Annotated in this window: 21 protein-coding genes and 1 pseudogene; 5 read left to right on the top strand and 17 right to left on the bottom strand. The window is 62.2% G+C overall.

Going from position 1 to position 22,679, the window contains the following annotated elements:
- Positions 1–176: 176 nt before the first annotated feature.
- The 4 genes from AACZ55_RS09225 to yajC all read right to left on the bottom strand — a co-directional run bounded on the left by AACZ55_RS09225 (position 177) and on the right by yajC (position 4,407).
- The gene (locus AACZ55_RS09225) at positions 177–1,022 is read right to left on the bottom strand and encodes a squalene/phytoene synthase family protein (protein WP_339645444.1); all 846 of its coding nucleotides are present in this window, start codon (positions 1,020–1,022) and stop codon (positions 177–179) included.
- Entirely contained in the window at positions 1,023–1,415 is a 393-nt protein-coding gene (locus tag AACZ55_RS09230) for an MTH938/NDUFAF3 family protein (RefSeq protein ID WP_338606774.1), read from the bottom strand. It lies immediately after the preceding gene.
- Positions 1,416–1,420: 5 nt separating this feature from the next.
- On the bottom strand, positions 1,421–3,967 hold the full coding sequence (gene secD, locus AACZ55_RS09235; RefSeq protein WP_338606773.1) for a protein translocase subunit SecD: 2,547 nt from the start codon (positions 3,965–3,967) through the stop codon (positions 1,421–1,423).
- A gap of 104 nt (positions 3,968–4,071) precedes the next feature.
- Positions 4,072–4,407, bottom strand: a complete 336-nt coding sequence (gene yajC, locus AACZ55_RS09240) for a preprotein translocase subunit YajC (RefSeq protein ID WP_338606772.1) — start codon at positions 4,405–4,407, stop codon at positions 4,072–4,074.
- Positions 4,408–4,572: 165 nt separating this feature from the next.
- Here yajC and AACZ55_RS09245 point away from each other — a divergent pair, with 165 nt between their 5' ends.
- Positions 4,573–5,454 carry an ATP-binding protein gene (locus AACZ55_RS09245; protein ID WP_339645448.1) on the top strand — a complete coding sequence of 294 codons (882 nt, stop codon included), beginning with the start codon at positions 4,573–4,575 and terminating at the stop codon, positions 5,452–5,454.
- A gap of 71 nt (positions 5,455–5,525) precedes the next feature.
- On the opposite strand, the gene AACZ55_RS09250 is transcribed toward AACZ55_RS09245, so the two are convergent.
- From AACZ55_RS09250 to AACZ55_RS09305, 12 genes and pseudogenes are all read right to left on the bottom strand, one after another.
- A complete protein-coding gene (locus AACZ55_RS09250) occupies positions 5,526–6,698 on the bottom strand; it encodes a M23 family metallopeptidase (protein ID WP_338606770.1) in 1,173 nt (390 codons plus the stop codon).
- 91 nt (positions 6,699–6,789) lie between these two features.
- The gene (locus tag AACZ55_RS09255) at positions 6,790–7,434 is read right to left on the bottom strand and encodes a protein-L-isoaspartate(D-aspartate) O-methyltransferase (RefSeq protein ID WP_339645452.1); all 645 of its coding nucleotides are present in this window, start codon (positions 7,432–7,434) and stop codon (positions 6,790–6,792) included.
- Between the two features lie 17 nt (positions 7,435–7,451).
- Positions 7,452–8,243, bottom strand: coding sequence for a 5'/3'-nucleotidase SurE (surE, locus tag AACZ55_RS09260; protein ID WP_338606768.1), 792 nt, complete (start codon positions 8,241–8,243; stop codon positions 7,452–7,454).
- Positions 8,240–9,544: a serine--tRNA ligase gene (gene serS, locus AACZ55_RS09265; protein WP_339645456.1), complete on the bottom strand. Its 1,305-nt coding sequence runs from the start codon at positions 9,542–9,544 to the stop codon at positions 8,240–8,242. The genes surE and serS overlap by 4 nt, the downstream gene beginning before the upstream one ends.
- 72 nt (positions 9,545–9,616) lie before the next feature.
- Complete coding sequence (gene tatC / locus AACZ55_RS09270) at positions 9,617–10,450, bottom strand: twin-arginine translocase subunit TatC (RefSeq protein ID WP_339645459.1); 834 nt, start codon at positions 10,448–10,450, stop codon at positions 9,617–9,619.
- Positions 10,447–11,187 carry a Sec-independent protein translocase protein TatB gene (gene tatB / locus AACZ55_RS09275; RefSeq protein ID WP_339645462.1) on the bottom strand — a complete coding sequence of 247 codons (741 nt, stop codon included), beginning with the start codon at positions 11,185–11,187 and terminating at the stop codon, positions 10,447–10,449. Before tatB ends, tatC begins: the two co-directional genes overlap by 4 nt.
- A 43-nt stretch (positions 11,188–11,230) precedes the next feature.
- Positions 11,231–11,470 carry a twin-arginine translocase TatA/TatE family subunit gene (tatA, locus tag AACZ55_RS09280; protein ID WP_338606764.1) on the bottom strand — a complete coding sequence of 80 codons (240 nt, stop codon included), beginning with the start codon at positions 11,468–11,470 and terminating at the stop codon, positions 11,231–11,233.
- 141 nt (positions 11,471–11,611) lie between these two features.
- On the bottom strand, positions 11,612–12,274 hold the full coding sequence (gene scpB, locus AACZ55_RS09285) for an SMC-Scp complex subunit ScpB (protein ID WP_339645466.1): 663 nt from the start codon (positions 12,272–12,274) through the stop codon (positions 11,612–11,614).
- Positions 12,271–13,065 (bottom strand): ScpA family protein, encoded by a 795-nt coding sequence (locus tag AACZ55_RS09290; protein WP_338606762.1) that lies wholly within the window; start codon positions 13,063–13,065, stop codon positions 12,271–12,273. Before AACZ55_RS09290 ends, scpB begins: the two co-directional genes overlap by 4 nt.
- 225 nt (positions 13,066–13,290) lie before the next feature.
- On the bottom strand, positions 13,291–15,312 hold the full coding sequence (locus AACZ55_RS09295; protein ID WP_339645469.1) for an SPOR domain-containing protein: 2,022 nt from the start codon (positions 15,310–15,312) through the stop codon (positions 13,291–13,293).
- 85 nt (positions 15,313–15,397) lie between these two features.
- On the bottom strand, positions 15,398–17,149 hold the full coding sequence (argS, locus tag AACZ55_RS09300) for an arginine--tRNA ligase (protein ID WP_339645471.1): 1,752 nt from the start codon (positions 17,147–17,149) through the stop codon (positions 15,398–15,400).
- Between the two features lie 116 nt (positions 17,150–17,265).
- Positions 17,266–18,453: pseudogene (locus AACZ55_RS09305) on the bottom strand (deoxyguanosinetriphosphate triphosphohydrolase); the annotation flags it as partial.
- A 70-nt stretch (positions 18,454–18,523) separates the two neighbouring features.
- On the opposite strand from AACZ55_RS09305, the gene erpA reads away from it, so the two are divergent.
- The 3 genes from erpA (at position 18,524) to xth (ending at position 20,388) form a co-directional block, all read left to right on the top strand.
- A complete protein-coding gene (erpA, locus tag AACZ55_RS09310; protein WP_338606759.1) occupies positions 18,524–18,874 on the top strand; it encodes an iron-sulfur cluster insertion protein ErpA in 351 nt (116 codons plus the stop codon).
- 75 nt (positions 18,875–18,949) lie between these two features.
- The gene (locus tag AACZ55_RS09315) at positions 18,950–19,561 is read left to right on the top strand and encodes a LysE family translocator (protein WP_339645475.1); all 612 of its coding nucleotides are present in this window, start codon (positions 18,950–18,952) and stop codon (positions 19,559–19,561) included.
- A 20-nt stretch (positions 19,562–19,581) separates the two neighbouring features.
- Entirely contained in the window at positions 19,582–20,388 is an 807-nt protein-coding gene (gene xth / locus AACZ55_RS09320) for an exodeoxyribonuclease III (protein ID WP_338606757.1), read from the top strand.
- Positions 20,389–20,590: 202 nt separating this feature from the next.
- On the opposite strand, the gene AACZ55_RS09325 is transcribed toward xth, so the two are convergent.
- Entirely contained in the window at positions 20,591–21,400 is an 810-nt protein-coding gene (locus AACZ55_RS09325) for a tetratricopeptide repeat protein (protein WP_339645478.1), read from the bottom strand.
- Between the two features lie 642 nt (positions 21,401–22,042).
- On the opposite strand from AACZ55_RS09325, the gene AACZ55_RS09330 reads away from it, so the two are divergent.
- The gene (locus AACZ55_RS09330) at positions 22,043–22,480 is read left to right on the top strand and encodes a VOC family protein (RefSeq protein ID WP_338606755.1); all 438 of its coding nucleotides are present in this window, start codon (positions 22,043–22,045) and stop codon (positions 22,478–22,480) included.
- The last annotated feature ends 199 nt before the right edge of the window (positions 22,481–22,679 follow it).

Consider the following 22,679-nt stretch of genomic DNA (forward strand, 5'->3'; position numbering starts at 1 on the left):
AAATCGATTTGGGAATCCCAAACCGATTCAATCAGATCAAGACGCGCTCTAGGGCGTGTCCAGCAAAAGCATGTCCTCGACACGATCGGGGATGGAAACGGTTTTGCGGTTCGGACACGCAACAAAACAAGGACTTGGAGGGACGGACCGATTCAATCGGGCCGCGACTCCAAGCCTTAGCGGGCGTTCCGCAACGTCCACCAGATCACCGCTGCCAATCGGCCAAAGGCCGAAGGTGGTGGCAGTGCCGTGAAGGGCTGCTCGATTTGCCGGGCCAGTGCGCGGATATCGGCCCTGACCAGGGCCAGGCTGGCAAACGCCGGTTTGATGCCCGCATCCAGGCCGGCAATGGCAAGAGCCGCCTTTTCGGCATGCGTCTGCGCCAGGTCGCCCGCCTGTGCCAACGCCGCCCGAACCCCGTCGCTGTCCTTGCCGGCATAAATGTCGGCCTCGCGCACGCCGTGCGCCGTAAACAGCGCCAAGGGCAGGAAAAGCTGCTGGCGCGAGGCATTGTAGCCAAAGGCCCGAACGTGGCCGGCAAGCGCCTGCGCCACCCCCAGATGCCCGGCAGCGTCAGCGGCCTCGTCCACCGGTCCGCCCGCAAGAATCATCGCGGCATATTGGTAGAGCACCGAAACCGTCTCGCCAGCATAGCCTTCGAACTGGCCGATATCGGGCATGGGATCGTGATAGAGATCGAATCGCCGCGCCGCCAGCAGCCGCAGCAGCGGACCGCCGGGCAATTCATGGCGCTCAAGCGTTCTGAACAACGCGTCCGCCACCGGATTGCTGGCAATGGCGCCGTGCCCTTCCCCCTCGACGGCATCGACCCACCATTGCAGCCGGATCTCGCCCGGCGTCGGCTCTGAAACCCGCTCACGGATCGCTGCGACCTCGGCGGAAAAGGCGAAAATCGATTGCACCGCCGCGCGGTGCTCGCTCGGAATGACAAGGCTGGCGGCGTAACGATCCCGATCGAGTTCGCGCAATTGATCCGCCGCAAGCGCAAAACTGTCGCTCATCTAGCGCGCCTTTTCGACGCTGATCAACGCCGCGCCAACTGCCCGATTCTCGGCAAGCAGCACGTTATAGGTCCGAATGGCGCTGCCGGTCGAAACCGCTTCGACAATCACACCCTTCTCGCGCAATGCCGAACGGATTTCAGGTGCGATCGCGGCAATATCGGGACCCATGCCGATCAGCAGAACGTCGATGTTGTCGGCATTCTCGATGACTCGCGTAAGGGAGGCGAGCGTCACATCCCCGGCGGCGTCGACGTCCCAGGCGTACATTCCCGAAGGCAGGCAGATCAGCGAGCCCCGATGCGACATCTCTGCAAACCGGAACCCGCCATCGCCATAGGCGTCGATCGTCGCCTGATAGGGATAGTGCCCCTGACCTGCTTCCCAGGCCACGGGCGCTAAACCGCAGCGCCGTCGGCGCGGCGCTCAGGCTTGGGCTTGTCGCTCACTTCCGTCTCGGCACGCGTCTTGACGCCCAGATAGAGCAGGATTGGCGCCGAAACGAACACCGATGAATAAGTGCCCACAAACACGCCCCAGGCCATGGCCAGGGTGAAGCTGCGGATCACTTCGCCGCCAAAGATCACCAGCGCGATCAGCGCCAGCGCCGTCGTGCCACCGGTCAGGATGGTCCGCGTCAGCGTCTGGTTCAACGACATGTTGATGATTTCCGACAGGCTGATCCGCTTGTACTTGGCCAGATTCTCGCGAATCCGGTCATAGATCACCACAGTATCGTTGAGCGAATAACCGATCACTGTCAGCACGGCCGCGATACTCGAAAGATTGAACTCGAGTTGGAGCAGGGCGAACAACCCCACGGTGAGCACCACGTCGTGAACCAGCGCCATAATGGCGCCGACGCTGAACTGCCACTCGAATCGCAGCCAGACATAGATCACGATGCCCAACATCGCCACCAGTATGCCCACGATACCGTTGAACGCCAACTCCGACGATACCGTGCCGCTCACCGCCTCGGTGCGCCGCACCTCGTAGTCCTCTGCAACAGCATCGGTCACTTGCTGCACAGCCGCTTGCTGGGCGGTCTCGTCGCCGTCCTGCGTGCCGATGCGCACAAGAACGTCCGAGGGCGAGCCGAATTCCTGAACCTGCACTTCCCCGATCCCAAGATCGCCCAGCCGGGTGCGCAGATCGCCGATATCGGCGTCTCCATCATTGGCCTGCAATTCGATGGCACTACCGCCGGTAAAATCGATGCCCAGATTGAGCCCGCGCGAGGCTTCCAGCGCAACGGTGCTGACCAGCAGCACCAGCGTGAAGGCAAAGCCGAACTTGCGCCAGCTCATGAAAGGCAGCTTGGGCTCAAGCGGCAGAAAGCGCTCCAGTATGTTGACCTTGAGCGTCTTGGGACGCCGGTTCTGGAACCAGGTCGTCACCAAAAGCTGGGTCACCAGATAAGCGGTGAACATCGTGGTCAGAACGCCGATCGCCAGCGTCACGGCAAAGCCCTGAACCGGCCCCGAGCCGAGGAAGAACAGTACAACGGCCGCAATAAGCGTCGTGACGTTGGCGTCGATGATGGTGGTCATCGCCCGCTTGAACCCTGAATCGATGGCCTGGAACGGAGATCGCCCTGCCCCCAGTTCCTCGCGTATGCGCTCGAAAATCAGCACGTTGGAATCGACGGCCATACCGACAGTCAAAACGATACCGGCGATGCCCGGAAGCGTCAGCGTCGCCCCCAGCGTTGAAAGTGCCGCCAGGATCATGCCGATATTGAGCACCAGCGCGATATTGGCAAACACCCCGAACAGCCCGTAGGCCGCCAGCATGAACAGCACCACGCCCGCCGTACCGATCAGCCCCGCGGTCACGCCCGCATTGATCGAGTCCGCGCCAAGGCTCGGACCCACCGTGCGTTCCTCGACAATATCAAGCGTCGCCGGAAGCGCGCCCGCGCGCAGCAGGACCGCCAGATCGCTCGCCGACTCGGATGTGAAATTGCCTGAGATCTGGCCTGTGCCGCCGGTGATGGACTGCTGGATGGTCGGCGCGGTGATCACCTGGCCGTCGAGCACGATGGCAAACCGGCGCCCGACATTCTCCGATGTGATTTCGCCGAACGTGATCGCCCCCTGGGTGTTGAAGCGGAAAGAGACGACCGGCTGGCTGTTCTGGTCGAACGAGGGCTGTGCATCCACGAGTTCCTCGCCACCAATGGCCACGTCCTCATAAAGCAGTTCGTCGAACCCGTCGGTGCTGGGCACGATCATCGTCCCCGCCGGCAGGCCCTGGGCCTGCGCCTGAGCCGCGCTCATCGAGGGATAGACCAGATGGAACGTCAAACGCGCCGTCTGGCTGATCAGGTCCTTGAGCCTCTCGGAATCGCCGAAACCGGGCACCTGCACCAGGATCCGGTCTTCGCCCTGGCGCTGGATGATCGGCTCGGTGGTTCCCACCTCGTCGATGCGGCTGCGGATAACCTCGAGCGACTGCGCCACAAGCGAGGACATGCGGCTCGAAATGGCGTCCTCGGTCAGCGTAATCAGGATACGGCCGCCCGATGTGGCAATATCGATCTCGGGCGCCGCCGTGCCGCCACCGAAAATCCCGCCCTCTGCGGGCTGCGCAAGCGGCTCGAGCGCTGCCTGCGCCGCGTCGAGCTGGCTCGGATCGGTCAATTCGACATTGAGCGTCGCGCCGTCGGTGGTAATCAGGCTCCCGATACCCGCCTCGATCAGAGTGGCGCGTGCATCGCGCCGGATGTCGCTGATCCGACCCTCGACGATATCGTCGCGGTTGACCTGCAACAGAAGGTGCGACCCGCCCTGCAGATCGAGACCGAGCACGATTTCCTGGTTCGGCAGCCAGTCCGGCAAACCGGCCTTGGTCTGCTCACTGAGGAAATTCGGCAAGACCGCCAGGACGCTGAGCAGCGTCACCAGAAGAACGGCAATGGTCCGGAACGGCGGGAACTTCATGGGAAACCTTTGTTTTTTAATGATCCATAGCGCCGGCGCTCTAGGCACGCCGGCGCTATCGGTTCGCGTTCGCAAGGCGCTGGCCCGGCGGATAAATCAATCGACTATTTGTTGTCGTTGACCGGCTCGGATTTGGTCCGCACGTCCGAAATCATGGTCCGAACGACCTTGATCTTGACCCCGGTTGCGATTTCCACTTCCAGGTCTTCGCCGTCGACGGCCTTGGTCACCTTGCCCACGACACCACCATTGGTGACGATGGTATCGCCCCGCTTCACGGCCGCCAGCATGGCCTGATGGGTCTTCATCCGCTTCTGCTGCGGGCGGAAGATAAGGAACCAGAAAATGGCAATAAGCAGGATGATGGGAATAAAGCTGGAAATAAAGTCCATCCCGGAGGGTGCTGCTGCACCCTGGGCAAAGGCTGGCGTAACGAACATTAAGGCACTCCGTAGCGGTCTGCTTGTCAAAGCAGGACTGATTGTCCCATATAGGGACGCTTGCGGTTTTGGGCAGGTATTTTGCTCCCAAAAAATCGCGCGGACTATACTAGCGGGCCCGGCGAAAGGCAAAGCCTATCGGGCACATTCAGGGACTATTCTCCAGTGGAAAATACAGACAAGCTTTCGGCCATTTCCGCGTCGCTCGAAAAGATCGCGCGCACGCTCGACACCATGGCCGGAAACGCCGAAGCGACCGCCCGGATCGAGGACGGAATAAACGCCTATCTCTGGGACGGCGCCGACCACATCCTGCGCCCGGTGCGCAGCGTCAACCGCATCCCGCTCGACCTGCTCGAGGGTGTGGCCCATCTGCGCGACATCCTTTTGGACAACACCCTCGCCTTCGCCCGCGGCCACGGCGCCAACAATGCCCTGCTCTGGGGCGCCCGCGGCATGGGCAAGTCCTCGATGGTCAAGGCGATTCACGGTCACATCGAAAGCTCAGCCGAGCCGGGGCTTTCCCGCCTCATCCTCATCGAGATCGCCCGCGAGGACATCGCCACCCTGCCTGTGCTTCTGCGCTTCCTTGTGGACCGGCCCGAGCGCTTCATCATCTATTGCGACGACCTCAGTTTCGATCGCGACGAGTCCAGCTACAAGGCCCTCAAATCCGTACTCGACGGCGGGCTCGAAGGACGCCCTGCCAACACCCTGTTCTACGCAACCTCGAACCGCCGCCACCTGATGCCGCGCGACATGATCGAAAACGAGCGCTCGACGGCCATCAATCCCAGCGAAGCGGTCGAGGAAAAGGTCTCGCTTTCGGACCGTTTCGGTCTCTGGCTGGGCTTTCACAATTGCGATCAGGATACCTATCTCGCCATGGTGCGTAACTATGTCGCTCACTACGGCATAGAGGTCGGCGAGGACGAACTGCGCGCTTTGGCCATCGAGTGGTCGGCGACTCGCGGATCCCGTTCCGGCCGCGTCGCCATCCAGTTCGTCCGCCACCTCGCTGGTATCAAAGGCAAGTCGATCGGCTAACAAACGAAAGGGCCGGCCCTCCTGGACCGGCCCCAACAAGGAGCATTGCCTACCAGTATTTGTAAAGCCGTCTAGCCGGCCAGAAGCGGCATCGGATCGACCGGCGTCGCGCCCTTGCGCAGCTCGAAGTGAAGCTGAGGGCGGCTGACCGATCCGGTCATGCCCACTGTGCCGATGGCATCGCCGCGCGATATGGCATCGCCTTTGACAACCCCGATCGTGTTGAGGTGCGCATAGGCCGACACAAAGCCATTGGCGTGCTTGACCAGCACCAGATTGCCATAGCCCTCGACGGCGTTGCCAACATAGATGACTTCGCCATTTTCGGCGGCGCGCACCGAGGTGCCTTCCGGCGCTTCGATATTGATGCCGGTGCCGCGCGAAGCGGCGAAATCTGTAATGACCCGCCCCGACAGCGGCCAGCGGAACTTGTCGCTGGTCACAGAACCGGTCGCGGCCGGTGTAGGCTGCTGCGTTGGCGCTGCGGCCACTTGGGTTGGCTGAGTTTCGTCGGGCCGCTCCACCGGCTCAGGGGCCGCGGCGGGCGCCGGCGTTGCCGTCTGCGTATTGGCAGCGGTCGCCCCGTTCGGCGACGTCAGGGTTTGCGATCCCGAAACCGCGGCGACCTGCTGGGTCTGCCCGCGCTGGGCCAGAAGATCGGGACGCCCCGGAATGATCAGGCTCTGCCCGACGACAATCTTGTCTGGCGAGGTGATGTTGTTGGCGGCAATCACGTCGGTTGCGCTCACATCGTAGCGGCGGGCGATCGTATAGAGCGATTCACCCGAAGCGATTGTGTGCTTGTAGGTATCACCCTGCACCACGCCGAGCTGCGGAGCGCTCGATGCGGTGGGCTGGGAAGAATTTGGCGAAGGAGAGGATACTGCGGCGGTTTGTGCAGGCATGGCTTGGGTACTCGTTACTGAAGACGGCTGCAAAGCGGGAAGATCCTGGGAGACGACGGCCGACTGCGTACCGACCGGCGAAGCGGTCGTCCGGTCGATCAGGACCGGTCCGGTATTGGCAACTGCCGTTGCCCCGCCACCGATATTGGCTGGGGGCAGATACGCTGGCATTGCCTGGCCCACTGCGGCGCCACCCATCCGCGAGGTTGATCCCGTCACCGTGGAATCGCCTCCGAATGAACCCATCGAGGAACACCCTGCCAACACGAGGGCGGCAACACTCATCGCAAGTGCAGAGCCGGCGCTGCGCAGATTGGAACCCGTTACGCTCAAGGTCATGGGAAGTGCCTGTCAACTCGTCTACTCAATGGAAATTAGAGTAGACTTGTTAAGGTAAAGACGAGCTTAAAGACGCTACCATTACGCAAAGTTATGCGCCGCGCGCGCGGCCGGGGCTCAGCGGCGCCAGCCGCACCGTGCCCGTTTCGGTCTCGATGAAACTGTCATCGGCCCTTTCGATCCGCAAAATCGCCTGCCTGTCTGACGGCGCGCCGACCGCCATCACCGCAATTCCCCCGTCGGCAAGCTGCTCGACAAGCTCCTCGGGCACCTCGCCCACCGACCCGGTCAAAAGGATGCGCTCGAATGGCGCCTGTTGTTCGAGGCCCAAAAGGCCATCCTCGTTGAGCCCGACAATGTTGGTATAGCCCAGCCCCTGCCAGCGCCCCTGCGCGCCGCTGGCCAGCGTCCTGTATTTTTCGATCGAGAACACACGCCTTGCCATCCGCGACAGCAGCGCGGCCGAATAGCCCGAGCCCGTCCCCACCTCCAGCACCTTGTTGGTGCCCTGTGGCGCAAGCGGCACCAGCAATTGCGCCAGAAGACCGGGCGCTGTGATCGACTGACCGCACGCGATGGGAAGCGAGGATTCGCGATAGGCGTATTCGCCGAAATCCTCAGGCACGAATTTTTCGTGCGGAACGGTCTCGAAAGCGCGCAGGATGTCCGGGTCGGTCACACCGAGCTGGCGAAGGTTCAGGATCAGGCCGGCCCGCGCTTCCCAGTAATCGGTCAAACGCCCCGCCCCCTCGTTTAGGTCCGCCCAGGACCCGTGAACGGCAATCGCCCTTCGTGGCGCTGGACGAAATTCATATCGGTCTGCTGCAGCATGAGCGGGGTCACCGTGATCGCCTTGTCTTCATGCAGGATATGGAAATCCGCGCCCGCGTCCAGAGGTTTGGGCGTATTCAGAATCGTCACGAAATGCTTGCCCGGATTGTCGCTCGGATAAAGCTCGAACGGCGAATGCGCGAATCGCTGATGCGGCACCAGCCTGATGCCGCTCACCTCGTGGGGCGCGCAGATCGGAAAATTGACGTTGAAATAGGTGTCGCGCGCTCCGGCCACATCCAGAATGGACCGCACCGTTTCCGCCCCCAGTTCAGCCGCCGGCCCCCAGTCGATCTCGTCGCGCCCATGGTCGTAATCCATGGCCTGGCTCAACGCGATCCCGATGGCACCATGCAGCGCGCCCTCGCGCGCCCCCGCCGCCGTCCCCGAGCAATGCATGATATCGCCAAGGTTCTGCCCGCGATTGACGCCCGACAGGACGATATCGGGACGACCGTCCTTGAGCACATGGGTAATCCCGGCCACCACGCAGTCAGCCGGCGTGCCGTCGAGACAATAGATGCGCTCGCCGCGTGTCTCGATCTCGATTTCATAGCCGAACGTCATCCGGTGCCCGGTGCCGCTCTGGTTGTTTGCCGGCGCCACCACCCACACATCGTTGGACAGTTGGCGCGCAACATCGAGCAGCACGGCGAGCCCCGGCGCGTCGATGCCGTCATCATTGGTCAAAAGGATACGAGGATTGGCTTTCATCCGCCGATCTTTTCGATCCCGCCCATATAAGGACGCAGCGCATCGGGAATGGTCACCGAACCATCTTCGTTCTGGTAGTTTTCCATAACAGCGATCAGCGCCCGCCCCACGGCAACGCCCGATCCGTTGAGCGTATGGACAAATTGCGGCTTGCCATTGGCGTCACGATAGCGCGCATCCATGCGCCGCGCCTGGAAATCCCCGCACACCGAAACCGAGGAGATCTCGCGATAAGTGTCCTGCCCCGGCAGCCACGCCTCGATGTCATAGGTCCGCCGCGCCCCGAACCCCATATCGCCGGTACAAAGCTGCATGACGCGATAATGGATGCCCAGCCGCTTGAGCACCTCTTCGGCACAAGCCAGCATCCGCTCATGTTCGTCGGCCGATTTCTCCGGCGTCGTGATCGACACCATCTCGACCTTGTTGAACTGGTGCTGGCGCAGCATCCCGCGCGTATCGCGCCCCGCCGACCCCGCTTCCGACCGGAAACAGGGCGTCAGCGCCGTAAACCGCAACGGCAGTTCGTCTTCGGGAAGGATCGACTCGCGCACGAAATTGGTCAGCGGCACCTCCGCCGTCGGAATGAGCGCCAGTCGCCCATCACCGTGTGGGGCAAAGAACAAATCTTCCTCAAATTTCGGAAGCTGGTTGGTGCCAAAGAGCGCATCATCCTTCACCAAAAGCGGCGGCTGCACCTCTGTATATCCATGCTGATCCACATGCAGATCGATCATGAACTGCCCAATCGCCCGCTCCAGCCGTGCGATCTGCCCCTTGAGCACCACGAACCGGCTGCCCGAAAGCTTGGCGGCGGTTTCGAAATCCATCCCGCCCATCGCTTCGCCGAGCTCGTAATGCTCCTTCGGCGCAAAGCCGAGACCAGGCTTGGCCGGCCGCGTCGCTTCGGATTCATTGGCTCGGAAATAGGGAACGTTGTCGCCCTCGTCTTCACCCACCGGTACGCCCTCGGCCGGCAAATTGGGGATCACCGACAGCGCAGCCCGAATCTCCTCGGTCAGCGCCTTTTCCCGCGCTTCGAGTTCGCCGAGCCTGTCTTTCAGGCCCGATACTTCGGCCATCAATTCGCTCGCCCGTGCCTCGTCCTTTTGCGCCTTGGCCTGCCCGATCAGTTTCGAGGATGCGTTGCGCTTTTCCTGTACCGAATTGAGCTCGGCCACGACCGCGCGCCGCTCATCGTCGAGCGCAACGAGAGATGCGGAAACCGGCTCCATCCCGCGCGTCTTGAGCGCGGCGTCGAACGCTTCAGGATTTGCACTGATCCATTTGATGTCGAACATTTTGGGCTGGTCCGCTGGAAAGAAAGATACGGACAGTGCCTAGCCGAGCCGCGCGTCAAACTCAAGGACCGCTTAGTCTTCGAGATCCTTGGCCAGTTGAGCCTCACGCTCCAGTCGCCGTTTTTCGACAATACGCACCGCAAACACCGACAGTTCGTAGAGCAGCAGCAAGGGGATCGCCAATCCGATCTGCGAAATCGGATCGGGTGGTGTCAGGAACGCCGCAATCACGATGATCGCCACGATCGCGTATTTGCGCCACGCCTTGAGGTTGTCGACCCCGATCAGGCCGATCTGCGCCAGCAGCGTCAGAATAACCGGCAACTGGAAGCATACCCCGAATGCCAGCAGCAGCGTCATGATCAGGCTCAGATATTCCGAGACCCGCGTCACCATCTCGATGGTGACCCCTGAGGGATCGGTCTGTTGCATCCCCAAAAAGAACCCAAGCGCCAGCGGCATCACGCCATAATAGACAAGCGCCGCGCCCACCAGAAAACAGATCGGCGTCGCAACGAGATAGGGCAGGAACGCCAGGCGCTCGTTCTTGTAGAGCCCCGGCGCCACAAAGGCGTAAATCTGCGAAGCGATGATCGGAAACGCCAGGAAAATGGCGGAAAACAGGGCCACCGACAGCTTGGTGAAGAAAAACTCCTGCGGAGCCGTATAGATCAGGCGCACCGCCTCGGGGCTCCCCGCCGCCGCAACGAACGGCCCAAGCAAAAAGCCGTAGATCTGGTCGGCAACGAAAAAGCACAGGATAAACAGCACCGCCAGCGCGATGATCGAATAGATCAGTCGTGTGCGCAGCTCGGTCAGATGCTCGATCAGCGGCGCCTCGCTGGCCTTGAGGTCATCCTCCTTGGGCGCGGCGGATCCCGCGATCTTTTGTTGTGCCTCGGTCATTTATCGCCGCCCGTCTCCGCAACGGCCTTTTTGCGCGCCGGTGCCGCTTTTCTGGCCGTGGTCTTTGTTGCGCCGGTCTTGCTTGCAGATTTTTGCTGCGCGGCGGGCTTTTCGTCGGCGGTTTTTTTCGCCGCCGGCTTTTTTGCGGCTTTGGCCGCTGCCGCAGGCTTGGCAGCCTTCGCAGGAGCCTTGCTCTTGGGTTCGGAGGTTTTGGCCGTTGATGTCGCCGCTTTGCGTGGGGCGGCCTTGACCTTGGTCTTGGCCGGCGCATCGGCAATCGGTGCCGGTTGCTCGGCCTCGGTTGTGGCCGCGTTGGCCGGTTTGGCGACCGATTCACTCACCTTGGCCCGCAAAGCCGCCGACGCAGCGGAGGGTTCGGCCCGCGATGGTGTCATGCCCGCCTGTGCGTGGATCGCATCGACAACGCTCTCCTCGCCCGTAGCGGGTGGCTTGAGTTTGCCGGTCGGCTCAACCTTGCCATTGCGGATCGAATTGAATTCGCGATTGATCTCTGCGCTGGTCTGCTTGAGCGGGTCCGAAATAGCCTTCTTGGCCTCGGCGATCTCGTCGGCGGCAATGGCCTTGTCGATCTCCCGGCGGAAATCATTGCCCATGCGCCGCACGGTACCCATCATCCGGCCGACATTGCGCATCATCATCGGCAGGTCTTTGGGGCCGACGACGACAAGCAACACGATGCCGATAACGAGCATCTCGCTCCAGCCAAGCCCAAGCATGCTGATCTATCCTCGTTTGAAAGCTATGCCGAAAGAACGCGTCTTAGGCGTCCTTGCGCGTCTCAGCTTCCGTGGTCTGGTTGAGCGTGGGCTCAGCCTGACCGGGCTTCTGGTCGATCGTGGCCGTGGCCTTGTCATCAGGCGTGTCATCTTCGGCCATGCCCTTGCGGAAGGCCTTGATGCCGCCTGCGACTTCGCCCATCAGGCCCGAAATCTTGCCGCGCCCGAAAAGCAGCAGCACGACGACAGCGATAACCAGAAGTCCCCAGGGTCCGGGATTCATTTCAATACCTCCTAATGGCACGGCGGCATTGGCGCCGGCCGGCAGATGTGTCTGGCCCACAGATATTGATTATTGGCGGCGAAAACAAGGATGCTGTGCGCTCTTGTTGGACCATAATCGTCGCGGGGCGCCGCTGGCCGATCAATCTTCGCTCTCGGTTTCGGCATCACCCTGATCGTCGGAATCGAGTGGATCCTCGTCATCGCGCAACGCCCCGTCGAACGGCATGGGCACGGAAAAACTCGGCGGCACGCGACTCGAAAGCAGCCCCGCGCCCTTCAGTTCCTCGAGCCCGGGCAGATCGCCAAGGCTTTCCAGCCCGAAATGGTCCAGAAACGCCTCGGTCGTGCCATAGGTCACCGGCCGCCCCGGCGTCCGCCGCCGCCCCCGCATCCGCGCCCATCCCGCTTCCATGAGCACGTCCAGCGTTCCCTTGGAAATCGAAACCCCGCGCACCTCCTCGATTTCCGCCCGCGTGACCGGCTGATGATAGGCAATGATCGCCAGCGTCTCGAGCGCCGCCCGCGACAGCGGTCGCGTATCGGTTTCCTCCCGCCGCAACAGGAAATTGAGATCGTCCGCCGTCCGGAACGCCCATTTCGACCCGCGCTGCACCAGATTGATCCCCCGCCCCGCATAGCGCGCCTGCAACGCATCGATCAGCGCATCCACATCGGCCCCATCGGAAAGGAACGGCGCGACATCGCGCAGATCGACCGGTTCGGCCGAGGCGAAAAGCAGCGCCTCGAGAATGCGCAGATTGCGCTCATGGAGTTCGGAAACATCGTTTTCCAGCGCGCTCATTGCGGCGTCTCCCCCTGCCGCCGGCGCATAAGGAGCGGCGCGAAGGCCTCTTGCTGGCGCAATTCCACCTGCCCCAGCCGCACCAGTTCCAGCGATGCCGTAAAGCTCGACGCCATCGCCGTCGCCCGTTCTTCGGGCCGCGCCAGATACTCGGCGAGATAGGTATCGAGCGATACCCACTCAAAACTCTGCCCGATCAGCCGCTCCAGGATTTCGCGCGCCTCCTGCAACCCCCAAACCGTGCGCTGGTGGGGCGAATATTCGGCCGGAATACCGCGTTCGCGCTGCGCCGCATAGGCCCGCAGCAATTGATAAAGGTCGGCCTCCCACAGCGCATGCCGCGTGATTGAGACCGGCTCGGGCATCCCGCGTGCGAAAACGTCGCGCCCCAGCCGCGCGCGATTGAGCAGCCGCCCTGCGGCATCGCGCATCGCTTCGAGCCGCGCCAGCCGGAACTGCAGCAATGCCGCCATTTCCTCGCCGCTCGGCTCGTCGTCATCGGTCTGCTGCGGCACCATCAGCCGGCTTTTCAGATACGCCAGCCACGCCGCCATCACCAGATAATCGGCCGCCACCTCGATCCGCTGCTGGCGGATGGTCTCGATAAACGCCAGATATTGCTCGGCCAGCGCCAGCACCGAAATGCCCGAAAGATCCACCTTCTGCTTGCGGGCAAGGTCGAGCAGAAGGTCCATCGGACCTTCATAACCGCGCACGTCCACATGCAGCACGGCATCGGCCTGCGCACGCTCGGGCACTGCATCGAACCAGGGATCAGAAGTCTCGGCCATATCCCGCCGCTGGCAAAGCAAAAGAGGGGAGCAGCATTGCCACTCCCCTCAACCCAGTCAAGCCATGAGAGCCGTTGGTGCCCAGGGTATGTTGTGATTCAGATCAGGCTGAGGCGAAAATGGTCGTTTTCGAGAACCGGAGCGGAGCGTACATTATGTACGTGAGCACCGGAAGCGCAGAAAATGGCCGTTTGCAGTCCAGCATGATCTGAATCGCGGCATGCCCTAGTTGTTCAGCACGAAACAGTCGCCACCCTGCCCCTGGATCGCCGTGCAGACCGAATTGGCCTGATCGAAGCTCGGCTGTGGCAGCCGTACGCGATAATATATGCCGCGTTCACCCAGATCGACCCGGCTGACCTGGGGCGTCGCCCCGTTGAACAGCGTACCATAGCGGGCCTGCAACGAAGGGATATCGGCCTGCGCATCCGCTTCGCTCCGCTGCGATGACAATTGCACCCACGCACCGACATCGGCCGCCGGCGTCGCTGCCGCCGCGGCCGGGGCAGGCGTTGTTTCCGTCGGCGTGACAGCGGCAACCGTTTCGGTCGCCGGGGCTTCCGATGCGGGAACGGGCGTCGACGCTGTCGTATCCTGGGCCGTCAGTCCGGCCGGCCGCGCGACCGGCACCGGCGCACCGGCATCTTCAGCCGTTGCCGCAGCTCCCGTTTCGGTCTCATCTGCCGTTTCAGGGGTGCTGGCTGCCTCAGGCAGAGCCTCGCTTGCATCTGCCGCGGGCGCCTCGGTTTGGCTCGCCGCTGCTGTTTCGCCATCGGCCATGGCCAGCGCAATTGCCTCCCCGATCGGATCGGAGGTCAGCGTGCTGTTGGGAACAGCAGGCACATCGGGCCTTTCGACAGGCAGAACGTTCGACCCCGCAACGCTGTCGGTCGCCTGGACGATCGTGCCGTCGGGCCGAACGGTAACCGTACGCACCGGACGATTGGCAAGTGCCGTTTCGCCGTCCTCGGGTGCCAGAACCTCGGCGACCTGGGCGCCGCTGGCACCATTGGTCTGGTCGCGCGACACCAGCGCCTCGTCTTCGGGAGACCCGCCATTGCCCTCGATCTCGCTGAAAACCACCGATTCGCTGGCTGTCGACTCGCTCTGCGGCGGCGCATCTTCCTTGAGCGGCGAGGCATCGGCGGTCAGCACCGGCGCTTCGCCCGGCTCTCCGGGGCCGGAGAAGAACGCGAAATAAACGCCGCCGATCAGTGCAAAAATCACCGCCCCTGCCGCAACCGGCAAAACGAATCCGCCAAGCCGGCGGCGCGGGCGTCTCGGCGCCGGCTCTTCCTCAGCATAGGCTTCATCGGCATAGGCTTCATCGGTGTAATCGTCGTCGGCATAGTCGGCTGGCGCCGCTTGCGCTTCCGGTTCAGACGGGGGCGGCACCGGCGAGGCAAAAAGTGGATCGGGTATAAATTGCTCCCGGCTCGGCTGCGGATCGACAGCAGGCTCTGGCCGCTCCTCGATCTGACGGGGTGCTGGCGCCACGAGCCAATCTTCGGGATCGTTTGCAGGCTCGACGCGCCGCACCGAAGACCCGGTGGCGGCGGCAGCGGCCAGTATCGCCGATTCCGCGGCATCCACGGCGGCATCGGTTTCAAAATCATCGAGAAAGCTCGATTTCACGCGCCGCCCGCCCGGCAGTCCGGTATCGACCGAATTGGCCCGCGCCGCCTCCCCGATCAATGCTTCGATATCGCCGATCGGATCGCGCTCGTGCGGCACCGGTGCCGTATCGGAAAACGCCGCGCTCGAACGCCCATAGTCTTCATATGAAGGCTCGGGTTCGGCAGGAAGCGGATCGTCGTGGTTGGCCCAATCATCGTCCCGCGAAGAATCGCTCTGGTAGGTCTCCACTTCGGCGTCGGCGATCAAATCGGCAATCGGGTCGCCCGACACCTCTTGCGTGTCCACACTGGCCCGCTGCGCGGTTCCAAACCCGAAATCGAAAACCGGCATCGCATCACTCTGCCCTGCTTCCTGCGTCGGCTCGGTTTCCCCTTCGCCCTCGAAAGGCACATCCTGGGGCACACCGAAACCGGGCTCGGCCTGGTAAAAGTCGTCCTGAGCGGGCTGTTCGGGCTCGGGCTGGGCGGAAACCTCCGGCTCGGCGGGTCTGTGGGCGCTGGCCGGCGCCGCGGCCGTGCGGGCATCCTGCGCCACAAGCCGCGCCAGTTCCGCAATCAGATCATCGGAGTCCTGACCCGCCGTGGCCGGGTTGTGCTTTGTATCGGTCATAGAGCAGTGCCCCGAAAGTCTTTCGCTTTAACTTGCCCTTGATTGCGAGCATGCCCACGGAACTGTTCACAGCAATGCGCCGTAATTATGAAAGCTCTTGCGGGGCGCTGACGCCTAAAAGATCAAGGCCGTTGCCGAGAACCCGGCGCACGCCATCCACAAGCGCGAGTCGAGCCAGTGTCAGTTTCGGGTCATCGTCGTTAACAAAGCGTAAGCTGGGATCTTCCTTGCCCTTTCCCCAGAAAGCGTGGAATTGCGCCGCAAGCTCGTGCAAGTAAAACGCAAGTCTATGCGGTTCATGCGCCCGCGCCGCCGCCGCAACCTGCCGCGGCCAGGATCCGAGCAACCGGATCAACTCGATTTCATCGCCTGTTGCGAGCAACGAGAGGTCGGCTCCAGCCAGTGCCGCATCGGAGGTATCGAGGTTGGGCAGGTCGCGCGCCGCATTGCGGAAAATCGAAAACGTCCTCGCATGGGCGTACTGGACGTAAAAAACCGGATTGTCCTTGCTCTGCTCTTTGACCAGCGCAAAGTCGAAATCGAGCGGCGCGTCGTTGCGCCGGAACAGCAGCATGAAACGGGTCGCGTCCACACCAACTTCTTCCACAACATCAGCAAGTGTCACCAAGTCACCGGACCGCTTGCTCATTTTCACAGGCTCGCCATTCCGCAACAGCTTGACCAGCTGGCAGAACCGCACGTCGGCCGAAGCCTTGCCGCCCGATACGGCTTTCACTGCCGCTTCGATGCGCTTGGCATAACCCGCATGGTCGGCGCCCAAAACGTCGATCAGCGTCGTAAAGCCGCGCAGCACCTTGTTGCGGTGATAGGCGATGTCGGCTGCAAAATAGGTGTAGCTGCCGTCCGATTTGACGAGCGCCCGGTCCACGTCGTCGCCGAACTGGGTGGCGCGAAACAGCGTCTGCTCACGGTCTTCCCAGTCGTCGGGCAGCTTGCCCTTCGGCGGGTCGAGACGCCCCTCATAGATCAGGCCCTCCTCGCGCAGCCAGGCCAGCGTCTTTTCGATCTCGCCCCCTGGTCCGTGCAGGGTCTTTTCGGAAAAGAACACGTCGTGCTCGATATTGAGTTTTTTCAGATCGGCCTTGATCAGTTCAAGCATTGCGGCCAGCACATGCTGCTTGACCGGCGCCAGCCACGCCTCTTCGGGCTTGTCCAACAAGGAGTTGCCGAATTCTTCCATAAGCGCCTGCCCCACCGGGACCAGATAGTCGCCCGGATAAAAGCCCGCTGGAATTTCAATCGTTTCACCCAGCGCCTCGCGGTAGCGCAGGAAAGCCGAGCGGGCCAGCGTATCGACCTGCGATCCGGCATCGTTGATGTAATATTCCTTGGACACCTGGTAGCCTGCATAGGCCAGAAGCGATGCCAGCGCGTCGCCATAAACGGCGCCGCGCGTATGGCCCACATGCATCGGCCCGGTCGGATTGGCCGAAACATATTCGACATTGACCTTCTCGCCCTGCCCCACATCGGCCCGTCCGAAATCGTCGCCGCGTTCGGCAATAGAAGAGAGCACCTTGTGCCAGACGCTTTGCTGCAGCCGGAAATTGATGAACCCCGGTCCGGCGATCTCGACCGAAGCCACATCGGCATCGCCTGAAAACCGCTCGGAAATTGCCGCGGCGACTTCGCGCGGGTTCTTGCCCAGCGGCTTGGCCACCACCATCGCCGCATTGGTCGACAGGTCCCCGTGGGCGGCATCGCGCGGCGGCTCGACTACGACGCGGCCCAACAATTGCCGATTGTCGGCCAGCTCGGGAAAACTCGCGATCAGCGCATCGGTGACGCGCCCTTCAAAAAGGGCAAACACATCCATCTCAAGGAACCTATGATTGAAATTTTGGGCCGACACATCGAGATTGGCGCCAAGGCGCGGCGAAAGCCGGGGTTTGCAGCCCACCTTCACGCCAATATCGGCATGCCGGGGGCGGGTTACCGGAATTCCGGTCTTTCGTCAAACAAACGGGCGTGTTCGTCAAGCGCGAACGGGTCGGTCATCCCGGCCACGAAATCGCAAACGATCCGCGCCCGCGCCGCCTTCGAACGTGCGGCGCTGTGGGCCAGCCCCCAGCGCCCCGGCATGTCTCCATCGGCGATATAGGCGTCAAACAGCCGCCCCACTACCGCCTCGCTCTCGCGCACCGGCCCCATGACGCGCGCGTCGCGATAAACCTTGGCAAACATGAACGCCTTGAGTTCGGTCTCATCCTCCGCCATCTCGGTGGGAAACCCGATCAGGGCCCGCCCCGCATACCGCACGTCGTCGGCACTTTGCGGATCCGCCGCGATCAGCCGCTCGGCACTTTCGGCAATCACCGCCTCGATGGTCCGGGTGATCAGCCGCCGCTGCACCTCGTGGATCTGGCGCCCCCGCTCCAGTCCCGGCCACATGTCGACGACTTCACGCGCGATCGGCCCCATCAGCGGCACATCGACAAGATCGTCGATCACCACCAGCCCTGCCCTTACCGCATCGTCGATATCGTGAGCGTTATAGGCAATATCGTCGGCAATCGCGGCCACCTGCGCCTCGAGATTGGCATAGGTTTCAGGCAACAAATCCTCACTGGCCGGAATGTCCGCCAGCGCCGCCCCGATATCCTGCCCATGCTCGGACGCCGCACCCACCACCGGGCCATTGTGCTTGAGGATGCCTTCGAGCGTCTCCCAGGTCAGGTTCAGCCCGTCATGGTCGGCATAGCGGTTCTCCAGCATCCCCACCACACGCAGCGCCTGAATATTGTGGTCGAACCCGCCAAGCTCTGCCATTTTCTCGGCCAGCACCCGCTCGCCGGCATGCCCGAACGGGGTGTGCCCCAGATCGTGCGAAAGCGCCACGGCCTCGGCCAGATCCTCGTTGAGTCGCAGCGCCCGCGCGATCGAGCGTGCGATCTGGCTCACTTCGAGCGTATGGGTCAGCCGGGTTCTGAAGTGCTGGCCTTCGTGATGAAGGAAAACCTGCGTCTTGTGTTGCAGCCGCCGGAACGCCGTCGAATGGATGATCCGGTCCCGATCCCGCTGAAATTCATTGCGTGTCGGGCTGGCTGAGGGCCGATAGACCCGCCCCCGCGACTGTGCCGGATCGGCGGCATAAACCGCATGCATATCACTCATGTGGGAGAGCCCCTTTTCATCGTCGCTCTACGATCTTATGTTGGAGGCCGAATTTGCAATCAAAAGCAGCAGCGCCATGACCGATATCCAACTATCACCGAACGAGGTCGTTTTGACAGAGCGCGCCGCCAAGCGGATCAATCGCATCCTGTCAAAGGAAGACCCCGGCACCGTCCTGCGCATCGCCGTAGCGGGCGGCGGGTGTTCGGGTTTCCAGTACGAGTACAATTTCGTCAAGGAAACCCCCACCGAAGACGATCTGGTCCTTTCCCGGGACGGGGCCACCGTTTACATCGATTCGATGAGCCTTGAATTCATGGGCGGCGCCGAAATCGACTTTGTCGACGATCTGATCGGCCAGTCCTTCCAGATCAAGAACCCCAACGCCGTCGCCTCGTGCGGCTGCGGCACCAGCTTCGCGGTCTGACCTTCCGCATTTTTCGGGTCGCCTTGGCCGCACGATAATGCTTACCTCTGCCCGTCCTGCGCGCGGAGGTAAGCCATGAGCACCGAATTCCTGATCACTGCCCTGGTCGTCTGTCTGCTCCCCGGTTCGGGCGTGCTTTACACGCTGGCCGTGGGGCTTGGGCGCGGCTTCAAGGCGTCCATCGCCGCCGCCTTCGGCTGCACGCTCGGCATCATCCCCTCCGCCCTCGCCTCCATCGTCGGTCTGGCCGCCATCTTCCACGCCAGCGCCGTGGCCTTCCAGACCCTCAAATATCTCGGCGTTGCCTATCTGCTTTATATGGCCTGGTCGATTCTGCGCTCCGGCGGCGCCATGGGGCTCGAGGCCGACCGCTCGCCAGCCTCCATGGCCAAAATCGCCACCAGCGGCACCCTCATCAACGTCCTCAACCCCAAGCTCAGCCTGTTCTTTCTGGCCTTCCTGCCCCAGTTCGTTCCCCTCGACACACCCAACGCCACCCCAACACTGCTCTTGCATGCGGCAATGTTCATGGCGATAACCTTTGTGACCTTCGTGGGGTACGGAGCCTGCGCCGCACTGGCGCGTGACTATGTCATCTCCCGGCCCGACGTGCTCAAATGGATAAGGCGCAGCTTTGCGGCAAGCTTCGGCCTGCTCGGCCTGCGCCTCGCCCTTTCAGATCGCTGACCAACCAACGAGACGGCCCGATGCGCATAGCTACCTGGAACATCAACGGCATCAACGCACGCCTCCCGGCCGTCCTCACCTGGCTCGACGAGACAAAACCCGACATCGTCGGCCTCCAGGAAATCAAATGCCTGGATGAAAACTTCCCCCGCGCCGAATTCGAATCGCGCGGCTACAATGTCGAGACTCACGGCCAGAAGAGCTTCAACGGCGTCGCCCTGCTCTCAAAGCTCCCTTTTGATGAAGTCCATCGCGGCCTGCCGGGCAATGACGAGGACCCCCAGTCCCGCCTCATCGAAGGCGTCTTTTCCACTGAAGATGGCGGTGTCGTCCGCGTGTGCAACATCTACCTGCCCAACGGAAACCCGGTCGATACCGAAAAATTCCCCTACAAGCTTGGCTGGATGGACCGGCTCCACGATTTCGTCGAGCAGCGCCTGGCCTATGAGGAACCCTTCATCCTGATGGGCGATTTCAACCTCATCCCCACCGGCCTTGATTGCCACGATCCGTCCGCCTGGTGGGGCGATGCCCTGTTCCGGCCCGAGAGTCTCGAAAAATGGCGCCGCCTCGTCAATCTGGGTCTGACCGACGCCCTGCGCGCCACGACCAGCGATCAGGTCTTCACCTTCTGGGATTTCCAGGCCGGCGCCTGGCGCCGCAACGCCGGCATCCGCATCGACCATTTGCTGCTCTCGCCCCAGGCCGCCGACCGGCTCACCGGCGTCACCATCCACAAGGACACCCGTGGCTGGGACAAGCCCTCCGACCATGTCCCCGTCGAAGGCGATTTCACCCTCGCCGGCCTCTCGGCCAAAGCCGCGTAGCTGAAGATTTGGCAGTATGGCGAGGTTGGGTCAGGGCGAGTCGAAAATTGCCATTTGCCGGCCGCCATCACCCAACCTGGAGCGTGTCCAGCAAAAGCATGTCCTCGACCCGATCGGGGATGGAAACGGTTTTGCGGTTCGGACACGCGATAAAACAAGGGTATGGAGCCAAGGATTTGAGTCACTCAAATCCTGAACGGCTCTAGAATTCGGCGAACTGGCTTCCCAGAGTATCGGCCGCCCGCAGCGCGGTTTCGGCCTGTGTCGGATCGGCCTTGGCCATCGCGCTGTCGGTCAATTCGCGGATCCAGCCTTCATCGCTCGTCCCGAGCGCTGAGCGATAGGCGATATTGAGCCACATCAGCCCTTCGACCGGCTGCGCCTCGATACCGTCGCCCAAAACCAGCATTTCACCCAGCCGCGCCTGCGCGCCCGGATGCCCCTTTCGGGCCGCCAGCGACAGCCAGCGCGCGCCCTGCAGCGGGTTCACCCCGAACCCCTCGGAGCTCAGATACAGCATGCCCACCCGAAACTGCGCATCCGCGTCGCCGAAATAGGTCGCCGCGTGCATCAGCAGCGTCTGGCCGCGCGACGCATCCTCTGGAATGCCGGCATCGGGCACCCCATGCAGATAGTAATCGCCGATCTTGACGAAGGACTGCGCCACGATATCCGCGTCGAGCGAGCTTGGCGGCGCGTCCGCATTCTCATTGGCAATGCGCGAAAAATACTGAAAGGCCTTGGCCGGGTCTTTCTGAACCCCCGATCCGGTCTCATACATGGTCCCCAGCTGCCACAGCGCTATGGGCTGGCCGGCATCGGCCGCGCCCTCGAGCGCGGAGACCAGATTGTCCCCGCTCAGTTCGGTGGCCGTCACGCCATCGAGCATCTGGGCCAGTTCCTGGGCGGCATCGAGCGCGCTTTGCGCCTGCGCCGGCAGCACGGTGCCGAGCGACAGCAGAGCCGAACAGGTCGCAGCCAGAGCGAACGCAGTACTCCTGACTATAGGCATTACACACCTTCTCACGCCCCAGCCGCAAAGCCGTCGCACACCATCGTATGCGCCCGCCGCAGAGCCGGGAAACCTTACCGTATCGATACAAACGGCAGATCGTATGCCTGCCGCCACCCTGTGTTTTTTTATGGTTTCGGCCTTCAGGGCCCGCGCCACCCACCGGGTAACTGCAGATGCCCATGGCCGATCTGCCAATGACAGTTCATATGTTTGATTGACCAGATGATATCGGCCCATTGTGTCGGCATTAGAGCGAATGTCTGCCGCCAGGATGGCAACATTTTTCCATGCCGGAAGGCCGAGTGTTTCGCTGCAATGGGACGCGCCGATTACCATCTGTGTCCTGCTCCGTGCCCGTTGGGCGGGAAAATGCTCCCGCGCCGGGCTTGGGTTTGGCAGGCACAACCGGCCGGTGCGCACCACGCACCAGAACGCCGTATCCGCCCACCGCCAACCTTTCTCCGGCTGGTTTAGGGTAAGATTGTGGCATGGCCCCTTAGCAAAACGTGACTGCGCATGGCGCGGCTACGAGTCTGTGAGCAATGTAGCAAAATTGTCACAAGCGCGTGATGCGCCTGAAGCCTTTGCCGATCCGGCAACAGGCTGTAGATTGGCCCGGCACATGGGAGGAGTGATGGAATGGCGCTCAAGCGGATGGACAACATAGGCATCGCCGTCGAAGATCTCTCGGCGACGATCGAATTCTTTGCCGAACTCGGCCTCGAGCTCGAAGGCCGCGCCATGATTGAAGGCGAATGGGCCGGACGCGTGACCGGGCTGGGCGATCAGCATGTGGAGATCGCCATGATGCGCACGCCCGACGGCCACAGCCGGCTCGAACTCTCGCGCTTCATCCGCCCCACGGTCATTGCCGATCACCGCACCGCGCCCGTCAACGCCCTGGGCTATCTGCGCGCCATGTTCACGGTGGACGACATCGACGAAACGCTTGAAAGGCTGCGCACGCGCGGCGCGCAGCTCGTGGGCGAAGTCGTCCAGTATGAAGACGTTTATCGCCTTTGCTACATCCGGGGGCCTGAAGGGCTCCTTATCGGGCTTGCCGAGGAGCTGCGCTGAGCGACAGCGCAGCCTTTTAGAGCGTGTCCAGCAAAAGCATGTCCTCGACGCGATCGGGGATGGAAACGGTTTTGCGGTTCGGACACGCGACAAAACAGGGATTTAAAGCCAAGGATTTGATTCAGTCAAATCCTTGGCTCTAGCTGTGAGCTCTCAATAGGTTGTCCATTCGGACCGGAACGGGGAGACTGGAGTTACC

Origin of the sequence: uncultured Pelagibacterium sp., from assembly GCF_963972885.1 — a bacterium.
Lineage (GTDB): Bacteria > Pseudomonadota > Alphaproteobacteria > Rhizobiales > Devosiaceae > Pelagibacterium > Pelagibacterium nitratireducens.

Excerpts from the sequence above, each read along its gene's own strand:
- tatB (WP_339645462.1), bottom strand. The coding sequence starts at position 11,187 with ATGCTTGGGCTTGGCTGGAGCGAGATGCTCGTTATCGGCATCGTGTTG.
- AACZ55_RS09225 (WP_339645444.1), bottom strand. The coding sequence starts at position 1,022 with ATGAGCGACAGTTTTGCGCTTGCGGCGGATCAATTGCGCGAACTCGAT.
- AACZ55_RS09325 (WP_339645478.1), bottom strand. The coding sequence starts at position 21,400 with ATGCCTATAGTCAGGAGTACTGCGTTCGCTCTGGCTGCGACCTGTTCG.
- AACZ55_RS09290 (WP_338606762.1), bottom strand. The coding sequence starts at position 13,065 with ATGGCCGAGACTTCTGATCCCTGGTTCGATGCAGTGCCCGAGCGTGCG.
- serS (WP_339645456.1), bottom strand. The coding sequence starts at position 9,544 with ATGTTCGACATCAAATGGATCAGTGCAAATCCTGAAGCGTTCGACGCC.
- AACZ55_RS09295 (WP_339645469.1), bottom strand. The coding sequence starts at position 15,312 with ATGACCGATACAAAGCACAACCCGGCCACGGCGGGTCAGGACTCCGAT.
- secD (WP_338606773.1), bottom strand. The coding sequence starts at position 3,967 with ATGAAGTTCCCGCCGTTCCGGACCATTGCCGTTCTTCTGGTGACGCTG.
- argS (WP_339645471.1), bottom strand. The coding sequence starts at position 17,149 with ATGGATGTGTTTGCCCTTTTTGAAGGGCGCGTCACCGATGCGCTGATC.
- AACZ55_RS09315 (WP_339645475.1), top strand. The coding sequence starts at position 18,950 with ATGAGCACCGAATTCCTGATCACTGCCCTGGTCGTCTGTCTGCTCCCC.
- scpB (WP_339645466.1), bottom strand. The coding sequence starts at position 12,274 with ATGAGCGCGCTGGAAAACGATGTTTCCGAACTCCATGAGCGCAATCTG.
- surE (WP_338606768.1), bottom strand. The coding sequence starts at position 8,243 with ATGAAAGCCAATCCTCGTATCCTTTTGACCAATGATGACGGCATCGAC.
- AACZ55_RS09250 (WP_338606770.1), bottom strand. The coding sequence starts at position 6,698 with ATGACCTTGAGCGTAACGGGTTCCAATCTGCGCAGCGCCGGCTCTGCA.
- erpA (WP_338606759.1), top strand. The coding sequence starts at position 18,524 with ATGACCGATATCCAACTATCACCGAACGAGGTCGTTTTGACAGAGCGC.
- xth (WP_338606757.1), top strand. The coding sequence starts at position 19,582 with ATGCGCATAGCTACCTGGAACATCAACGGCATCAACGCACGCCTCCCG.
- tatA (WP_338606764.1), bottom strand. The coding sequence starts at position 11,470 with ATGAATCCCGGACCCTGGGGACTTCTGGTTATCGCTGTCGTCGTGCTG.
- tatC (WP_339645459.1), bottom strand. The coding sequence starts at position 10,450 with ATGACCGAGGCACAACAAAAGATCGCGGGATCCGCCGCGCCCAAGGAG.
- AACZ55_RS09330 (WP_338606755.1), top strand. The coding sequence starts at position 22,043 with ATGGCGCTCAAGCGGATGGACAACATAGGCATCGCCGTCGAAGATCTC.
- yajC (WP_338606772.1), bottom strand. The coding sequence starts at position 4,407 with ATGTTCGTTACGCCAGCCTTTGCCCAGGGTGCAGCAGCACCCTCCGGG.